Annotated in this window: 13 protein-coding genes and 1 riboswitch; of the genes, 6 read left to right on the top strand and 7 right to left on the bottom strand. The window is 73.0% G+C overall.

All coding sequences use genetic code 11. The features are described 5' to 3' along the window. Window positions 1–11: 11 nt before the first annotated feature. On the bottom strand, window positions 12–620 hold the full coding sequence (locus tag ACFVQZ_RS19305) for a riboflavin synthase (protein WP_383624141.1): 609 nt from the start codon (window positions 618–620) through the stop codon (window positions 12–14). 2 nt (window positions 621–622) lie between these two features. Further along, window positions 623–1,702 carry a bifunctional diaminohydroxyphosphoribosylaminopyrimidine deaminase/5-amino-6-(5-phosphoribosylamino)uracil reductase RibD gene (gene ribD / locus ACFVQZ_RS19300; RefSeq protein ID WP_383624139.1) on the bottom strand — a complete coding sequence of 360 codons (1,080 nt, stop codon included), beginning with the start codon at window positions 1,700–1,702 and terminating at the stop codon, window positions 623–625. Window positions 1,703–1,878: 176 nt separating this feature from the next. Further along, window positions 1,879–2,008, bottom strand: a riboswitch (FMN riboswitch). A gap of 245 nt (window positions 2,009–2,253) precedes the next feature. Between ribD and ACFVQZ_RS19295 the strand changes: the two genes are divergently transcribed. Further along, a complete protein-coding gene (locus ACFVQZ_RS19295) occupies window positions 2,254–4,575 on the top strand; it encodes a chitinase C-terminal domain-containing protein (protein ID WP_383624136.1) in 2,322 nt (773 codons plus the stop codon). 126 nt (window positions 4,576–4,701) lie between these two features. Here the strand turns inward: ACFVQZ_RS19295 and ACFVQZ_RS19290 are convergent, their stop codons facing one another. Then, window positions 4,702–5,826 (bottom strand): ROK family transcriptional regulator, encoded by a 1,125-nt coding sequence (locus ACFVQZ_RS19290; protein ID WP_383624133.1) that lies wholly within the window; start codon window positions 5,824–5,826, stop codon window positions 4,702–4,704. 108 nt (window positions 5,827–5,934) lie between these two features. Here ACFVQZ_RS19290 and ACFVQZ_RS19285 point away from each other — a divergent pair, with 108 nt between their 5' ends. The 3 genes from ACFVQZ_RS19285 (at window position 5,935) to ACFVQZ_RS19275 (ending at window position 9,480) form a co-directional block, all read left to right on the top strand. Continuing rightward, window positions 5,935–7,155 carry an MFS transporter gene (locus ACFVQZ_RS19285; protein ID WP_030493640.1) on the top strand — a complete coding sequence of 407 codons (1,221 nt, stop codon included), beginning with the start codon at window positions 5,935–5,937 and terminating at the stop codon, window positions 7,153–7,155. A 128-nt stretch (window positions 7,156–7,283) separates the two neighbouring features. Further along, window positions 7,284–8,699, top strand: coding sequence for a solute carrier family 23 protein (locus ACFVQZ_RS19280; RefSeq protein WP_030493639.1), 1,416 nt, complete (start codon window positions 7,284–7,286; stop codon window positions 8,697–8,699). A 73-nt stretch (window positions 8,700–8,772) separates the two neighbouring features. Further along, a complete protein-coding gene (locus ACFVQZ_RS19275; protein ID WP_030493638.1) occupies window positions 8,773–9,480 on the top strand; it encodes a DUF5995 family protein in 708 nt (235 codons plus the stop codon). Between the two features lie 12 nt (window positions 9,481–9,492). On the opposite strand, the gene ACFVQZ_RS19270 is transcribed toward ACFVQZ_RS19275, so the two are convergent. Both ACFVQZ_RS19270 and ACFVQZ_RS19265 read right to left on the bottom strand, forming a co-directional pair. Beyond that, window positions 9,493–11,193 (bottom strand): flavin monoamine oxidase family protein, encoded by a 1,701-nt coding sequence (locus ACFVQZ_RS19270; protein WP_383624128.1) that lies wholly within the window; start codon window positions 11,191–11,193, stop codon window positions 9,493–9,495. 52 nt (window positions 11,194–11,245) lie between these two features. Beyond that, window positions 11,246–12,052: a carbon-nitrogen hydrolase family protein gene (locus ACFVQZ_RS19265; protein WP_030493636.1), complete on the bottom strand. Its 807-nt coding sequence runs from the start codon at window positions 12,050–12,052 to the stop codon at window positions 11,246–11,248. 285 nt (window positions 12,053–12,337) lie between these two features. Between ACFVQZ_RS19265 and ACFVQZ_RS19260 the strand changes: the two genes are divergently transcribed. Next, a complete protein-coding gene (locus tag ACFVQZ_RS19260; protein ID WP_383624124.1) occupies window positions 12,338–12,892 on the top strand; it encodes a Repetin in 555 nt (184 codons plus the stop codon). A gap of 4 nt (window positions 12,893–12,896) precedes the next feature. Here the strand turns inward: ACFVQZ_RS19260 and ACFVQZ_RS19255 are convergent, their stop codons facing one another. Beyond that, window positions 12,897–13,352, bottom strand: coding sequence for an Lrp/AsnC family transcriptional regulator (locus ACFVQZ_RS19255; protein WP_030493634.1), 456 nt, complete (start codon window positions 13,350–13,352; stop codon window positions 12,897–12,899). A gap of 10 nt (window positions 13,353–13,362) precedes the next feature. After that, window positions 13,363–14,829: an amino acid permease gene (locus ACFVQZ_RS19250; RefSeq protein ID WP_030493633.1), complete on the bottom strand. Its 1,467-nt coding sequence runs from the start codon at window positions 14,827–14,829 to the stop codon at window positions 13,363–13,365. A gap of 363 nt (window positions 14,830–15,192) precedes the next feature. Here ACFVQZ_RS19250 and ACFVQZ_RS19245 point away from each other — a divergent pair, with 363 nt between their 5' ends. Continuing rightward, window positions 15,193–16,173 (top strand): GDSL-type esterase/lipase family protein, encoded by a 981-nt coding sequence (locus tag ACFVQZ_RS19245; protein ID WP_383624120.1) that lies wholly within the window; start codon window positions 15,193–15,195, stop codon window positions 16,171–16,173. Window positions 16,174–16,184 lie beyond the last annotated feature (11 nt).

Here is a 16,184-nt window from a genome sequence, read left to right as displayed (position 1 = left end):
GTTGAGCCAGTTCACTTGACGTTCTCCTGTCCGTCCTTGCCGAGCAGCCGCTCGACGTACTTGGCGATGACGTCCACTTCGAGGTTGACCGGGGCGCCGGGCTGCTTGAGGCCGAGCGTGGTCAGGGCGAGGGTGGTGGGGATGAGGCTGACGGTGAACCAGTCGTCGCCGACGCCGACGACGGTGAGGCTGACGCCGTCGACGGTGATGGAGCCCTTCTCGACGACGTAGCGGGCGAGCGGGGCGGGCAGCCCGACCTTGACCAGCTCCCAGTGCTCGGACGGGGTGCGCTCCAGGACGGTGCCGGTGCCGTCCACGTGGCCCTGGACGATGTGTCCGCCGAGCCGGCCGCCGACGGCCATGGGGCGCTCCAGGTTGACCCGGGAGCCGGGCTCCAGGACGCCGAGGCTGGACCGCTCCAGGGTCTCGGCCATGACGTCGGCGGTGAACTCGCCGTCGCCGTGCTCGACGACCGTGAGACAGACACCGTTGACGGCGATGGAGTCGCCGTGCTGGGCGCCTTCCGTGACCAGGGGGCCGCGCAGCCGGAAGCGGGAGGCGTCCTCCAGCCGCTCGACGGCGACGACCTCGCCCAGTTCTTCGACGATTCCGGTGAACACGGTCAGGCTCCCTTGGGGGTGGCGGTGATGCGGAGGTCGGGTCCGATCGGCGTGGTCTCGGTGATGTCGAGCCGCAACGCCTCGGTGAGGGTGGTGATTCCGGCGTCGGCGAGGGCCTGCGGGCCGGCGCCGAGGAGGACGGGGGCGAGGTAGCCGACGACCTGGTCGACGGCGCCCGCGGCGAGGAAGGCGCCCGCGAGGGTGGGGCCGCCTTCGAGGAGGACGGAGCGGACGCCGCGCGCGTACAGCGCGGCGAGCAGCTCGGGCACGCCGACGCGGCCGTCGTGCAGCGGCAGCCGGAGCAGGTCGACGCCGGGCAGGTGGCGGGTGTCGGCGTCCTCGCCGACGACCAGCAGGGTGGGGGCTGCGTCGTCGAGGATCCGGGCGGTGGGCAGCAGCTCGGCGCGGGTGTCGAGGGCGACCCGCAGCGGCTGGACGGCGCCCTCGACGCCGCGGACGGCGAGGTGGGGGTCGTCGGTGCGGAGCGTCCCGCCGCCGACGACGACGGCGTCGGCCTCGGCGCGCAGCCGGTGGACGTCGGCGCGGGAGGCGGCGGAGCTGATCCAGCGGGAGGTGCCGTCGGCGGCGGCGACGCGGCCGTCGAGGGTGGCGGCGTACTTCCAGCGGACGAAGGGGCGGCCGGTGCGGACGGCGGTGAGCCAGGCGAGGTTGCCGGCCTCGGCCTCGGTCTCCAGGAGGCCCCGCTCGACGGTGACGCCGGCCGCGCGGAGGGTGTCGGCACCGCCGGTGGCCTGCGGGTTCGGGTCGGCGACGGCGTAGACGACGCGGGTGACGCCGGCGTCGATCAGGGCCTGGGCGCAGGGGCCGGTGCGGCCGGTGTGGTTGCAGGGTTCGAGGGTGACGTACGCGGTGGCGCCGCGGGCGCGGTCGCCGGCCGCGCGCAGGGCGTGGACCTCGGCGTGGGGGCCTCCGGCGCGCTGGTGCCAGCCTTCGCCGACGACGTGGCCGGTGGCGTCGGTGAGGACGCAGCCGACGACGGGGTTGGGGCTGGTGGAGCCGAGTCCGCGGGCGGCGAGCGTGATCGCCTGACGCATGGCGGTGATGTCGGCCTGCGGGGCCACCGGGTCCTCCTGCCTCTTCGGGCACGGACTCCGGGGCCTGTCGATGTCGACAGAGAGCGGGTACGACGGCTGCGCGCAGGGTGTGCCGGTACGGCCGGAGGACCGCGGGTGCGCCGGCGGGGAACCGCGGCGACCAGCGGACGTACGGCCGGCACACCCCGGTCAGGGGTCGCCCGCCGCGCACTGCCTCCCATCCGGACTTTCACCGTCGGTCCAGGAATCTCACCTGGTCAACCGGCCGCTGGCTGCGGACGGGTCGCGGACTATACCGCCGGTTCGGAATTACACCGACCCCGGAGTGCGCTGCTGCTGATACAGGGCCAGTGTGCCACGCCCTGTCGACGCCCATGCGTGCGCGCCCTGTGCGATGACTCACACGCTCCCACGGAATTCCTCTTTGGTCCAGACCTATTGACGCACTGGTCTAGTCCTCTTAAGGTCCGTGTCACCTCCGCGGAACGGCCCGCCGGTGTGCGCACGCCCCGGGCCCAACACGTACCACCCCCTTGTTCGTTGCGTGTTTCTTCTCCCTCCCCGAGGAGGACCTGATCGTGCTGTCCCCCACGACCAAGAGAGCGTCGCTGCTCGCGTCCGGCGCCGCCGTCGCCGGCCTGCTGCTCAGCTCGCTCGCGGGCGGCGTCTCGTACGCCGCCGACAACGAGTCCTGTCGCCCCGACGGCCTGTACAAGACGCCCGGCGTCGACGTCCCCTACTGCTCGGTCTACGACACCGAGGGCCGCGAGAAGATGGGCGCCGACCACCAGCGCCGCGTCATCGGCTACTTCACGGGCTGGCGCACCGGCAAGAACGGCGAGCCCGCGTACCTCGCCAACAACATCCCGTGGGACAAGATCACCCACATCAACTACGCCTTCGGCCACATCGGCGGCGACAACAAGCTCTCGGTCGGCACGGACGGCCCGAACAACGCCGCCACCGGCATGACCTGGCCCGGCGTGGCCGGCGCCGAGATGGACCCGGCCCTCCCCTACAAGGGCCACTTCAACCTGCTGAACAAGTTCAAGAAGCAGCACCCCGACGTCAAGACGCTGATCTCGGTCGGCGGCTGGGCGGAGACCGGCGGCTACTTCGCCGACAACGGCGACCGGGTGAACTCCGGCGGCTTCTACTCGATGGCCACCAACGCCGACGGCTCGGTCAACCAGGCCGGCATCGACACCTTCGCCACCTCGGCGGTCGACTTCATCCGGAAGTACGGGTTCAACGGCGTCGACATCGACTACGAGTACCCGACCACCATGAAGGACGCGGGCAACCCGCTCGACTGGACCTTCGCCAACGCGCGCCGCGCCGGCCTGGTCCAGGGCTACGCGGCCCTCATGAAGACCCTGCGCGAGAAGCTCGACGCGGCCGGCGCCGCCGACGGCAGGCACTACCTGCTGACCGTCGCCGCCCCGTCCTCCGGCTACCTGCTGCGCGGCATGGAGACCTTCCAGGTCCAGAAGTACCTGGACTACGTCAACATCATGTCGTACGACCTGCACGGCGCCTGGAACGAGTACGTCGGCCCGAACGCCTCGCTCTTCGACGACGGCAAGGACGGCGAGCTCGCCGCCGCCAACGTCTACGGCTCCGCCCAGTACGGCAACATCGGCTACCTCAACACCGACTGGGCCTACCACTACTTCCGCGGCTCCATGCCGGCCGGCCGCATCAACATCGGCCTGCCCTACTACACCCGCGGCCACAAGAACGTGCAGGGCGGCACCGACGGCCTCTGGGGCAAGGCCACCGCGGCCACCTGCCCGGCCGGCGCCGGCCTGACCAAGTGCGGCGACGGCGCCACCGGCATCGACAACCTGTGGCACGACAAGGACACCGCGGGCAAGGAGTCGCCCGCCGGCTCCAACCCGATGTGGCACGCCAAGAACCTGGAGAAGGGGATCGTCGGCGACTACGTCACGAAGTACGGCTTCCCCGCGAACACCACCCTGACCGGCACCTACGCCCGCAAGTACGACTCGACCCTGGTCGCGCCGTGGCTGTGGAACGCCGAGAAGAAGGTCTTCCTCTCCACCGAGGACGAGCAGTCCGTGGCCGCCAAGGCCGACTACGTGGTCGACCGCGGCATCGGCGGCACCATGGTCTGGGAGATGGCCGGCGACTACGCCTGGAACGCCACCAAGGGCCAGTACGAGATGGGCTCCACGCTCACCTCGCTGATGTACGACAAGTTCAAGGCCGCCACCCCGTACGGCGCCAAGAAGTCCAACAAGGCGCTGCCGACCCAGGCCGTGAACATCGAGACCGCCTTCACCGAGTTCAAGCTCGGCGACTCGAACTACCCGATCACGCCCAAGGTGAAGATCACCAACCGGACGAACACCACGCTGCCCGGCGGTACCGAGTTCCAGTTCGACTACGGCACCTCGGCCCCGGCCAACGCCTCCGACCAGTCCGGCTTCGGCACCAAGGTCATCAGCAGCGACCACACGGGCTCCAACGTGGGCGGCCTGAAGGGCGACTTCCACCGGGTCTCCCTGAAGCTCCCGGCCTGGCAGTCGCTCGCCCCGGGCGCCACGATCGACCTCTCGTTCAACTACTACCTGCCGGTGTCCACCCCCTCCAACTGGACGGTGAACATCAACGGCACCACCTACGCCCTCGCCGGCGACCTGGCGCGCGGCACGACGGTCGTGGAGCCGGGCACCGGCACCACCCCGCCCACCACGCCGCCGACGACGCCGCCCACCGGCTGCACCGCCCCGGCGTACGTGGCCGGCACGGTCTACAACGCGGGCAACGAGGTCTCCCACAAGGGCCACAAGTGGAAGGCCCAGTGGTGGACCCAGAACCAGGAGCCGGGCACGACCGGCGAGTGGGGCGTCTGGAAGGACCTGGGCGCCTGCTGACCCACCCCGCCTCCTGAAAGACCCCCGGCGGCGGTCCTCCGGCCCTTGGCCGCCGCCGGGCCGCCCGCTCCGCGCCGCGCCCCCCTGTCCGGGGCGCGGCGCGGTCGCGTTCCCGGCCACGCCCCCCTACGGGAACAGCGCGTCCTGCGCCGCGTCCCGGGCCCGCAGCAGCGCCCCGCGCAGGACGGCCGTGTCGCCGAGGGTGGTGGCCCGGACCTCGGTGCGCAGCGGGGAGAGCCCGGCCAGCTCGGCCTCGACGCGGGCGGCGAGCTCCGGGCCGCCCTGGTGGCCGGTCTCGCCGGCGAGGACCACGCAGCCGGGGTCGAGGACGGAGGCGACGGCCGCCGCGCCGACGGCGAGCCGGCGGGCGCAGGCGTCGAGGAAGGCCGGGTGCCCGGAGGCGAGGGCGCCGGCCGGGTCGAGGCCGTGCCCGGCGGCGAGCGCGTCGAGGGCGGCGGTGTTCACCAGCTCGTGGAAGCCGCCGGCGCAGTCGTGCGCCGAGGGCAGGCCGGAGGTGCCGGGCACCGGCAGGAAGCCGATCTCGCCGGCGCCGCCGGAGGCCCCGCGGCGCACCCGGCCGCCGAGGACGACGGCGGCGCCCACCCCCTGGCCGAGCCAGAGCAGCACGAAGTCCTCGCGCCCCCGGGCCGCGCCCTCGCGCAGCTCGGCGACGGCGGCGAGGTTGGTCTCGTTCTCGACGAGCACATGCGCGGGGAGCCGTTCCTGGAGCACGCCGACGAGCCGGCGGTGCCAGGCGGGCAGTCCGGTGGAGTCGCGGAGTTCGCCGGTGGCCGGGTCGATGAGGCCGGGGGCGCCGACGGCGACGGTGTGCAGCCGCTGGACGCCGGCCTCCCGGGCGGTGCGCTCCAGGAGGGCGACCGCCTTCTCGACGGCGGGGCCGGTGCCGGTGTCCTCGCCGACCGGGGCCGCCGCCTCGGCGAGCGGGGTGCCGAGCAGGTCGGTGACGGTGACGGAGACCGAGCGCATACGCACGTCGAGCGCGGCGAGGTGGGCGCGGTCGGCGACGAGTCCGTACAACTTGGCGTTGGGGCCGCGGCGTTCGGCGCCGGCCTCGCCGACGACGTGCACCAGGCCCGAGCCGCTGAGCCGCTCGACGAGGTCGGCGACGGTGGGCCGGGAGAGCCCGGTCAGGGTCTTGAGCTGGGCTGCCGTCAGCGGTCCCTCGTCCTGGAGCAGGCGCAGGGCGAGCCGGTCGTTGAGGGCCCGGGCGGTGCTCGGGGATGCGGCCATGCGGGGATCCTCTCAGACGCCTCCCCGCCGTCTTCTCTCCGGACCACTATTTATCAGGCAGGGTTCCTGATAGTTTACGGGCACACCACGCGACTCCGGGAGGGACCCATGGCGGCGGACACCGTCCTCAGCTCCGAACGGCTCCGGCGGGCCCGTTTCGCCGTCGCGGCCGTCTTCTGCGTCCACGGTGCCGTCACCGGCAGCTTCGCCACCCGCATCCCCTGGATCCAGGAGCACGCCGGGGTCAGCGCCGGCCAGCTGGGCCTGGCGCTCGCCTTCCCCGCCCTGGGTGCCTCGGTCGCGATGCCGCTGGCCGGCCGGATCAGCCACCGCCTCGGCGCCCGGACCGCGCTGCGCGGCCTGCTCGCGCTGTGGACCCTGTCGCTCACCCTCCCCTCGCTCGCCCCGAACATCTGGGGCCTGTGCGCCGCGCTCTTCGTGTACGGCGCCACGGCGGGCATGTCCGACGTGGCGATGAACGCGCTCGGCGTCGAGACCGAGAACCGGCTCGGCCGCTCGATCATGTCCGGCCTGCACGGCATGTGGAGCGTGGGCGCGCTGCTCGGCTCGGCGGCCGGCACCCTCGCCGCCCACCTCGGCGGCGACGCCCGCCTGCACCACCTGATCGCCGCGCTCGTCCTCACCGCCGCCGGCCTCGCCCTCTGCCAGGGCGTCCTCGACCCGGCGCCCGCCGAGGAGGAAGAGGCCCCGCCGCGCTTCGCGCTGCCGCCGAGGTCCGCGCTGGTGATCGGCGCCATCGGCTTCTGCGCGGTCTTCGCCGAGGGCGCCAGCCTCGACTGGTCCGCCGTCTACCTGCGCGACGAACTGGGCGGCTCGGCCGGTCTCGCCGCCGCCTCCACCACCGCCTTCGCCCTCACCATGGCCCTGGCCCGGCTGGTCGGCGACCGGGTCGTGGACCGCTTCGGCGCGGTCCGCACGGTACGGGTCGGCGGCGCCGCCGCCACCCTCGGCGGCGTCCTGGTCGTCCTCGCCCCGAACGCCGCCGCCGCGATGGCCGGATTCGGACTGCTCGGCCTCGGGGTCGCCGTCGTCGTCCCGCTCGCCTTCGCCGCCGCCGCGCGCAGCGGACCGAACCCGAGCCAGGCCATCGCGGGCGTCGCCACCATCACGTACACCTCCGGTCTGATCGCCCCGTCCGCGATCGGCGGCATCGCCGACGCCACCTCGCTGGTCTTCTCGTTCGGCCTGGTCACCGCGCTGTCCTTCGGCCTGGTGCTGGGCGCGGGCGTGCTGCGGGCCGCGCCGCGCGCGGCGTCGGCGGCCCCGGCGGGCACGGACGCCGCGAAGAGCGCGGGCCCGGTCGGCTGAGCCCGTACCGGCGGCTCCGCCGCACCCCTCCCCCGGCCGGTCCCGGCGCATACCATATGGCTGATCTTTTACGGCCCTGACACGACGGCCCGCCACGGCCGCCGGCACCGGAGAACGGGAGCGACCTCATGAACCTCGGCGTGCGCTGGACCCTGCACGGGGACGGGAGAACGCCCGCCCCCGGGGCCGTCGTCCGCCCCGACGAGCGGCTCTCCTGGCCCCGTACCGCCGGACTCGGCGCCCAGCACGTGGTCGCGATGTTCGGTGCCAGCTTCGTCGCGCCGGTGCTCATGGGCCTGGACCCGAACCTCGCGATCATGATGTCGGGCGTCGCCACGGTCATCTTCCTGCTGGCGACGCGCGGCACGGTCCCCTCGTACCTCGGCTGCTCGCTGTCCTTCGTCGGCGTGGCCGCCGCGATCCGCGCCTCCGGCGGCAGCAGCGCCACCGTCACCGGCGCCGTCCTCGTCGTCGGCGCGGTGCTCTTCCTCGCCGGTCTCGCGGTGCACCGCTTCGGTGCCCGGATCATCCACGCGGCGATGCCGCCGGTGGTGACCGGCGCCGTCGTCATGCTGATCGGCTTCAACCTGGCGCCGGTGACCGCCTCCACGTACTGGCCGCAGGACCAGTGGACGGCCCTGCTGGTCATGCTCTTCACCGGTCTCGCCGTGGTGTGCCTGCGCGGCTTCTGGTCCCGGATCGCGATCTTCCTCGGCCTGGTCTTCGGCTACGTGCTCTCCTGGGTGTCCGACCTGGTCTTCGGGAAGATCCACTCGATGTCCCCGGGCGGCGAGGTCACCGACCACTGGCGGCTCGACCTGTCCGGCGTCGGCAAGGCCGACTGGATCGGCCTGCCGTCCTTCCACGGCCCCAGCTTCGAGTGGTCCGCGATCCTCGTCGCGCTGCCCGTCGTCATCGCCCTGATCGCCGAGAACGCCGGCCACGTGAAGGCCGTCGGCGAGATGACCGGCGACGACCTCGACGGCAAGCTGGGCACCGCGATCGCCGCCGACGGCGCCGCGTCCATGCTGTCGACCGCCCTGGGCGGCCCGCCGAACACCACCTACTCCGAGAACATCGGCGTCATGGCCGCCACCCGCGTCTACTCCACGGCCGCCTACTGGGCCGCCGCCGGCTTCGCGCTGCTCTTCGGCCTCTGCCCCAAGTTCGGCGCGGTCGTCGCCGCCATCCCCGGCGGCGTCCTCGGCGGCATCACCGTCATCCTCTACGGCATGATCGGCCTGCTCGGCGCCCAGATCTGGATCAACGCCAAGGTCGACCTGCGCAACCCGCTCAACCTGGTCCCGGCCGCCGCCGGCATCATCATCGGCGTCGGCGGCGTGAAGCTGACCTTCACCGACACCTTCGAGCTCGGCGGCATCGCGCTCGGCACCATCGTCGTCATCACCGGCTACCACGTGCTGCGCGCCTTCGCCCCGGCGCACCTCAAGGCCGCGCCCGCGGAGGAGCCGCTGCTCGACTCGGGGACGAGCTCGTACGAGAAGGACTACGGCACGGAGCCCGGCGACGCGGCGAAGAGCTGAGGTATTCGCCCGTTCCGGCGAAGCCGGGCCCCGGAGACTCCCTCCCGGGCCCGGCGGCTGGAAGTCTGCCCCCATGGCGCAGACCCAGTGGACGGACGAACGGATCGGGCAGTTCGTGGCGGTCGACCCCGTCGTGGACCGGATGCGGTCGCTGCGGGCGGCCTGGCACCCCTCGGACGGCGTCGCCGTCTTCAACCGCGTGTACCTGACCGTCACCGAGGAGATCGGCCACGCCATCGAGGCGGGCGCCTTCGGGGACCGGCGGGCGGCGGCCACCCTGGACGTGCGCTTCGCCGAGCGGTACCTCGCCGCCGTCGACGCCCACGCCTCCGGTGTTCCCGGCCCGGCGTGCTGGCGGCCCCTCTTCCACTACCGCCGCCACCCCGGCGTGACGCCGCTCCAGTTCGCGCTCGCCGGGATCAACGCCCACATCGGGCACGACCTGGCGCTCGCCGTCGTCGACGCCTGCCACACCCTGGAGTGCGCCCCCGCCGACCTGGAGGACGAGTTCGACCGGGTCGGCGATGTCCTCGTCCTCCTGGAGGAGCGGATCCGCGAGGAACTGATGCCGGGCCCGGACCTCCTGGAGATCGCGGACCCGCTGACGCACCTGCTCGGTTGCTGGAGCCTGGACCGGGCCCGCGACGGGGCCTGGCTGGCCGCCCGCTCGCTGTGGCAGCTGCGGGCGCTGCCCGGGCTCGCGGGCGAGTTCACCGAGCGGCTGGACCGCTCGGTGGGCCTGGTGGGGCGGATGCTGCTCACGCCCCTGGCCAGGCCGTAGCAGCCCCGGGGATCAGTCCTCCGGCAGCTCGACCGGGGCGATCTCGTCGTACACGTCGCCCGGGCCCGGGTTGGTGGCGTCGGTCGCGCCGCCGAAGTGGTGCATCACGCCCCACACCGCGTTGAGCGCCGTCTGCACCGCGCCCTCGGCCCAGCCGGCCGTCCACGAGATGTCGTCGCCGGCGAGGAAGATGCCGCGCTTGTCCTCGGGCAGGCGGTCCTGCATGAAGTGGGTGAACAGGCGCCGCTGGTAGCGGTAGTGGCCCGGCAGGTTGGCCTTGAAGGCGCCCATGAAGTAGGGCTCGTTCTCCCAGGAGACCGTCACCGGGTTGCCGATGATGTGCTTCCGGATGTCGACCTTCGGGTAGATCTCGCCGAGCGACTTCAGCATGACCTCCATCCGCTCGTTCGCGGACAGCGGCAGCCACTTCAGGCTGTCGTCGCACCACGTGTACGAGAGGCAGATGACGGCCGGCTTGTCCGGGCCGTCGTCCAGGAGGTACGTGCCGCGGGTCATCCGGTCGGTCAGCGTCATCGACATGACGTCCCGGCCGGTCTCCTCGTCCTTGTCCAGCCAGAACGGCCGGTCGACGGGCACGAACAGCTTCGAGGACTCCATGTAGTGGGTCCGCTCGATCGCCGTCCAGTGGTCGATCGGGAAGAGCGAGTCGTCACAGGCGATCTTGGACAGCAGCATCCACGACTGGGCGGTGAAGATCGCCGCCGGGTAGGTGCGGATGTCGCCGGAGGCGTCCGTGACGGTGATCCGGTTGCCCGCCGTGCGGTTCAGCCGGGTGACGGCCGGCTTCGGCTGCCCGCCCTCGTGCAGCGAGGCCAGCGAGGTGCCCTGCGCCCAGTGGACGATCTTCTCCGGCTCGCGCTCCCACAGGCGCAGCGGCAGCTGCTGGGAGCCGCCGACGATGCCGCGGTGGTGGTCGTCGGCCTCGGTGTAGACGACCCGCAGGATCTCCAGGATGGAGTTGGGGAAGTCGGTGTCCCAGCCGCCGGTGCCGAAGCCGACCTGGCCGAAGATCTCGCGGTGCCGGAAGGACTTGAACGCCTCGGACTCGCAGAGGAAGCCGTAGAAGGTCTGGTTGTCGAGCTTCTCGACCAGCTTCGCCCAGATCTCGCGGATGCGCGGGACGTCCCGCTCGCGCATGGCGCGGTTCATGCCGGAGAAGTCGGCGCCCTCGTCCAGGCACTTGTTCCAGGCGGCGGCGACGTCGCGGTAGACCTGCGGCAGGTCGTCGATGCTCTCCGCGTAGTGGGACTCGCCCTTGAGGTCCACGACGGTCGAGGGGGTGGCCTCGGCCAGCGGGTTCGGGAAGGGGCGGGTGGTCAGCCCGACCAGGTCGATGTAGTGCTGGAGGGCGGTGGAGGAGGGCGGGAAGCGCATGGCGCCCATCTCCGCCGTCAGCCCCTCGGTCTCCGGGCCCTCGAAACCGACCGTGCGGAGCCGGCCGCCGATCTGGTCGGCCTCGTAGACGACGGGCTTGAGGCCCATCTTCATCAGCTCGTACGCGGCGATGATGCCCGACAGGCCGCCGCCGACGACCGCGACCTCGGTGCCGTGCTCGGTCGCGGGTATCTGGCCGAGGCCGGCCGGGTGGGCCAGGAAGTCGTCGTAGGCGTACGGGAAGTCCGGGCCGAACATGGTGATCGGCGGCTGCTGCTCGTCGGCGTGCTCGACGGCGTTGGGCACGGTGGACGTCATGGGGTACGGACTCCTTGCACGGAAAACGGGTGGGAGAGGCGGTGGGGGCGGCTCAGACGAGGGAGCCGTACAGGCCCGGCCTGCGGTCGCGGAGGTACGGGTTCTCCGCGCGGGAGGCCGCCAGGAAGCCGGGGTCGACGTCGCCGATCACCAACTCCTCGCCGCGGCCCGCGCGGGCCCGGGCGGTGCCGTCGGGGCCGGCGAGCGCCGAGAGGCCGACGAACTCGAAGTCGCCCTCGGTGCCGGCGCGGTTGGCGTACGCGACGTAGAGCTGGTTCTCGAAGGCGCGCACCGGCACCACGGAGAGCGGGACGATCTCAGCGGGGTGCATCAGCGCGGTCGGCACGAGGAGGAGGTCCGTGCCGGCCAGCGCCTGCGCCCGGACGTTCTCCGGGAACTCGACGTCGTAGCAGATCATCAGCCCGACGGTGAGGTCGCCGATCCGGGCCTGCACCAGGGGCTCGTCGCCCGGGGTGAACCACTTCAGCTCGAAGTCGCCGAAGAGGTGGGTCTTCCGGTAGTGCGCGAGGGGGGCGCCGTCGGCGCCGAAGAGCGCGGCGGCGTTGTAGATCACGCCGTGCCGCTCGGTGTCCCGCTCGGGGTAGCCGTAGCCGACGGCGAGGCCGTGGCGGGCGGCGATCTCCGCGACCGCGCGGGCCGACGGGCCGTCGGACGGCTCGGCCAGGCGGGCGATGTCGGCGCCGATGGCGTAGCCGGTGAGGAAGAGCTCGGGGGCGAGCAGCAGGCCGGCCCCCGCGGCGGCGGCCCGGCCGGCGGCCTCGTCGAGGATCCGCAGGTTCGCGGTCACGTCACCGAGCTGTCCGGAGCTCTGGAGCAGGGCGGTGCGCAACGCGGGCATGGTGGTCCTCGTGGGGGCGGAGGGGAGGGAGGGGCGTCTCCGGGAGACGTCCAAAACGGTACGGTTCCGGGCTCGGCCCGGACAAGACGGGACCGTTGCGGACCGACCGTCGAACCGTTGCACGATGTGCGACCGGAGTGGCGATTCGTTGCGTGGAGATCGGTCCGGGGTCGTACGCGCTCCCCGACCGGCGGCGTACCCCCGGATCGTCCGCCGGCGCGACGACCGGCCGGGGCCCGGGCGGAAGAGTGGGGCGCGTCCGATCGACCTGCCGGAAGGACCGCCATGAACCGCCCTACGAAGACCGCCGCCGTCGCCGTCGCCCTGCTGCTCGCGGCCGGGACCGCGGGCGCCGCCGGTGCCGCCCCCGCCCGGGACGGCGGCGCGCCGCGCGAGGCGGCCGCGCTGACCGGAGCGGCCTGGCTGGACCGCGCCCCGGCCACCGGCGAGAAGGTCCACTTCGCCTTCGACGCGCACCTGGCCTGGGCGGACCGCGACGACCCGAGGGCCGCCACCGGCACCTTCCGGTACCGCCACTCGCTGGGGGAGCGGGAGTTCACCGCGTCCGTACGGGTCGACTGCCTCGCCACCGGCGGCCCGGTGGCGACCGTCACCGGGATCGTCGAGGAGACGAACGTGCCGGGCCTGGCGAACCGGCGGGTGGGGGTGTCGGTGTACGACGACGGGAAGCGGGACCGGCTGGGCTACAGCTGGCTGGCGTCCGCCCCGCAGACCGACGAGGTGCCGCCCTGCAACGCCGCCGCCCCGCACGAGAAGGTCGTGCGGGGCGGCGGGGACTTCCGGGTGCTGCCGTGGGTCTACGACGGCATGGCCGGGTAGCGCCTCAGGCGGGCGAGCCCGAGGAGAAGCGCCGCAGCAGCGGCGACAGCACCAGCACCGACTTGGTGCGCTCCACGAAGGGCTCGCCCGCGATCCGCTCCAGCACGCGCTCGAAGTGGCGCATGTCGGAGGCGAAGACCTGGACGAGGGCGTCCGCGTCGCCGGTGACGGTCGACGCGGACACCACCTCCGGGTACCGCTCCAGACCCCGCCGGATGTCGTCCGGCGAGGTGTTGTGGCGGCAGTAGATCTCGACGAAGCCCTCCGTCTCCCAGCCGAGCGCGGCCGGGTCCACCCGTACGGTGAAACCGGTGATCGCGCCCTCGGCCCGGAGCCGGTCCACGCGCCGTTTCACGGCGGGGGCGGAGAGACCGACGAGCGAGCCGATGTCGGCGTAGCTGCGGCGGGCGTCTTCCGCGAGGGCGTGGACGATGCGTTCGTCGAGGTCGTTGAGTCGCACTACGGGTGGGTCACTTCTCTGCGTCGGTGGCCAGTCGGGAGCGGCGCATGCCGTACAGGAAGTAGAACACGAGGCCCGCGGCCATCCAGCCACCGAAGTACACCCAGGTGATCAGGTCGAGGCTGTACATGCTGTATCCGCAGCAGAGGAAGCCGAGGACGGCGAAGACCGGGCCGAAGGGCACCTTGAAGGAGCGCTCCATGTCGGGGCGGGTGAAGCGGAGCACCACGACCGCGATGTTGACCAGCGCGAAGGCGAAGAGCGTGCCGATGCTGGTGGCGTTGACCAGCTCGCCGAGCGGGACGACGGCCGCGAGGCCGCCGCAGAGCAGCGAGACGATGAGGGTGTTGGTGCGCGGGGTGCCGGTGCGGGCGTCGACCTTGCCGAAGACCTTGGGCACGAGGCCGTCGCGGGACATCGCGAAGAGGATGCGGGTCTGGCCGTAGAGGACGGTGAGGACCACGCTGGCGATGGAGATCACGGCGCCGGCGGCGAGCAGGGTGCCCCAGAAGCTCTGTCCGGTGACGTCGTTCATGATCGCGGCGAGGGTGGCGTCGGTGCCCTCGAACTTCTTCCAGTCCCAGGCGCCGACGGCGACGGCCGCGACGAGGACGTACAGCGCGGTGACGATGACGAGCGAGAGCATGATCGCCCGGGGCAGGTCGCGCGTGGGGTTCTTCGCCTCCTCGCCGGCCGTGGAGGCGGCGTCGAAGCCGATGTACGAGAAGAAGAGCACGGCTCCGGCGGCGCCGACGCTGCTCAGGCCGAGCGGCATGAAGTCGGCGTAGTTGCCGGACTGGAAGCCCAGGAAGCCGACGGCGCAGAAGAGCACCAGGGCGGCGATCTTCACCACGACCATGATCGTGTTGGCGCGGGCCGACTCCTTGGCGCCGCCGAGCAGGAAGACCATCGCGAGGACGACGACGATCAGCGCCGGCAGGTTGAAGACGCCGCCGTCACCGGGCGGCGCGCTGAGCGCGGCGGGGAGGGTGACGCCGAGCGTGCCGTCGAGCAGCTCGTTCAGGTAGTCGCCCCAGCCGACGGCCACGGCGGCGACCGAGACGCCGTACTCCAGCATCAGGCACCAGCCGCACACCCAGGCGACCAGCTCGCCCATCGTTGCGTACGCATACGAGTAGGAGGAGCCCGCGACCGGGATGGTGCCGGCCAGCTCGGCGTACGAGAGCGCCGAGAAGAGCGCGGTGAGGCCGGCGAAGACGAAGGCGAGCGTCACCGCGGGGCCGGCCTCCGGCACGGCCTCGCCGAGGACGACGAAGATGCCGGTGCCGAGCGTGGCACCGATGCTGATCATGGTCAGCTGCCACATCGAGAGCGAACGGCGAAGACTGCCGCCCTCACCCTGCCCACCCTCCGCGACCAGGCGTTCCACCGGCTTGCGGCGGGTGAGGGCGGTCAGGAACGGGGTCTTGCGGCCGGTCGGGGACTCGACCGGTGGGGCTGCGCCGTGGTCCAGCACTGCGGGGGCTCCTTATCGCTGCCTGTCGGTTCGACGGGGACGGCGACGGACCCGTGCCGGACGCGCGGGCACGCCGAGGCAGCCCACGGGGGCAGGAAGTCCGCCGAGCAGGCGGTCCCCGCCACTCCTGGTACGAGGCATGAGCCTAAGGCAGCAGCTTCGCACTTGTAACGCAGTGTTGTTGCGCAACGATGGATGATCATTGCGCACTTCGGGCTCGGACGGGGAAACATTGCACGCCTCCGCATGAATCGACACATCGGGGACAGGACGGAGGGTGTGCCGCGTCCCTTGACTCCGGGCCCCCGGTGGACCACCCTGCACGCGGCCGACCGGAGGGCGCGCGCGAGACGGAGGTGCCGTGTGAGCTGGCTGGATCCCGAGCCCTTCCTGCGCGGGACGGCGTGGCGGGACGGCGACCGGCCGGTCCGGGCCGACCCCGCCGACCGGGCGCGGCTGCCCTGGGACGTCGCGGAGCGGGCGGCGCTGCCGATCGGGGTCCGGGTGGAGTTCCGGGCGGAGCCGGGCACGACGGCGGTGGACCTGCGCTACCGGGCGGCCGTGCCGGCGGACGGGGACGAACTCCGGTCGCTGCGGCACGCGTTCGCGCTCTGGAGCGGCGGGCGGTGCGTCGGCGAGGTCTTCGCGAAGCCGGCGGCACGGGGCGAGGTACGGCTCCGGCTGCCGCCCGGCGGCGGGGAGTTCACGGTCCACCTGCCGGAGGCCCAGGCGCCCGTCGTGCGGGCCCTGCGGGGCGTCGGCGGCGCCCTCTCCCCCGCCCCGCGGCGGCCCCGCTGGCTGGTCCAGGGCGACTCGATCACGGAGGGCTGGTGGGCCACCCGGCCCGCGCACGCCTGGCCCGCCGCCGCCGGCCGCACGCTGGGCGTCGATCCGGTGAACCTCGGGTACGCGGGCGGGGCCCGCGGCGAACTGGTCCTCGCGGAGCACCTGGCACGGCTCCCGGGCGAGCTGCTGACCCTCGCGTTCGGCACCAACTGCTGGGACCGGGCCCCCGCGACCCCGGAGTGGCTGTACGCGACCGTACGGGCCTATGTGGCCGTGATCCGCCGCGGGCACCCCCGTACCCCGCTGCTCGTCGTCTCGCCGGTCCTGCGCCCGGCCGCCGAGCACACCCGCAACGCGGTGGGCGCGACGCTCACGGAGCTGCGCAGGGCGATGGAGCGGGCGGTCCGCGACCTGGCGGCGGACGATCCGCGCCTGGCGCTGCTCCCGGGCCGCCCGCTGCTCGGCCCGGAGCACCTGGCGGACGGCCTCCACCCCGACGACGCGGGCCACGCCCGGCTGGCGGAGGCGGTCGCCGGGGCGCTCCGCCGGTACGCGTGAACCCGCGCCCG

This window comes from Streptomyces sp. NPDC057854 (genome assembly GCF_042797055.1).
GTDB lineage: Bacteria > Actinomycetota > Actinomycetes > Streptomycetales > Streptomycetaceae > Streptomyces.
Note: the sequence above shows the minus strand (reverse complement) of the source record. Positions and strands in the feature narration are given on the sequence as shown.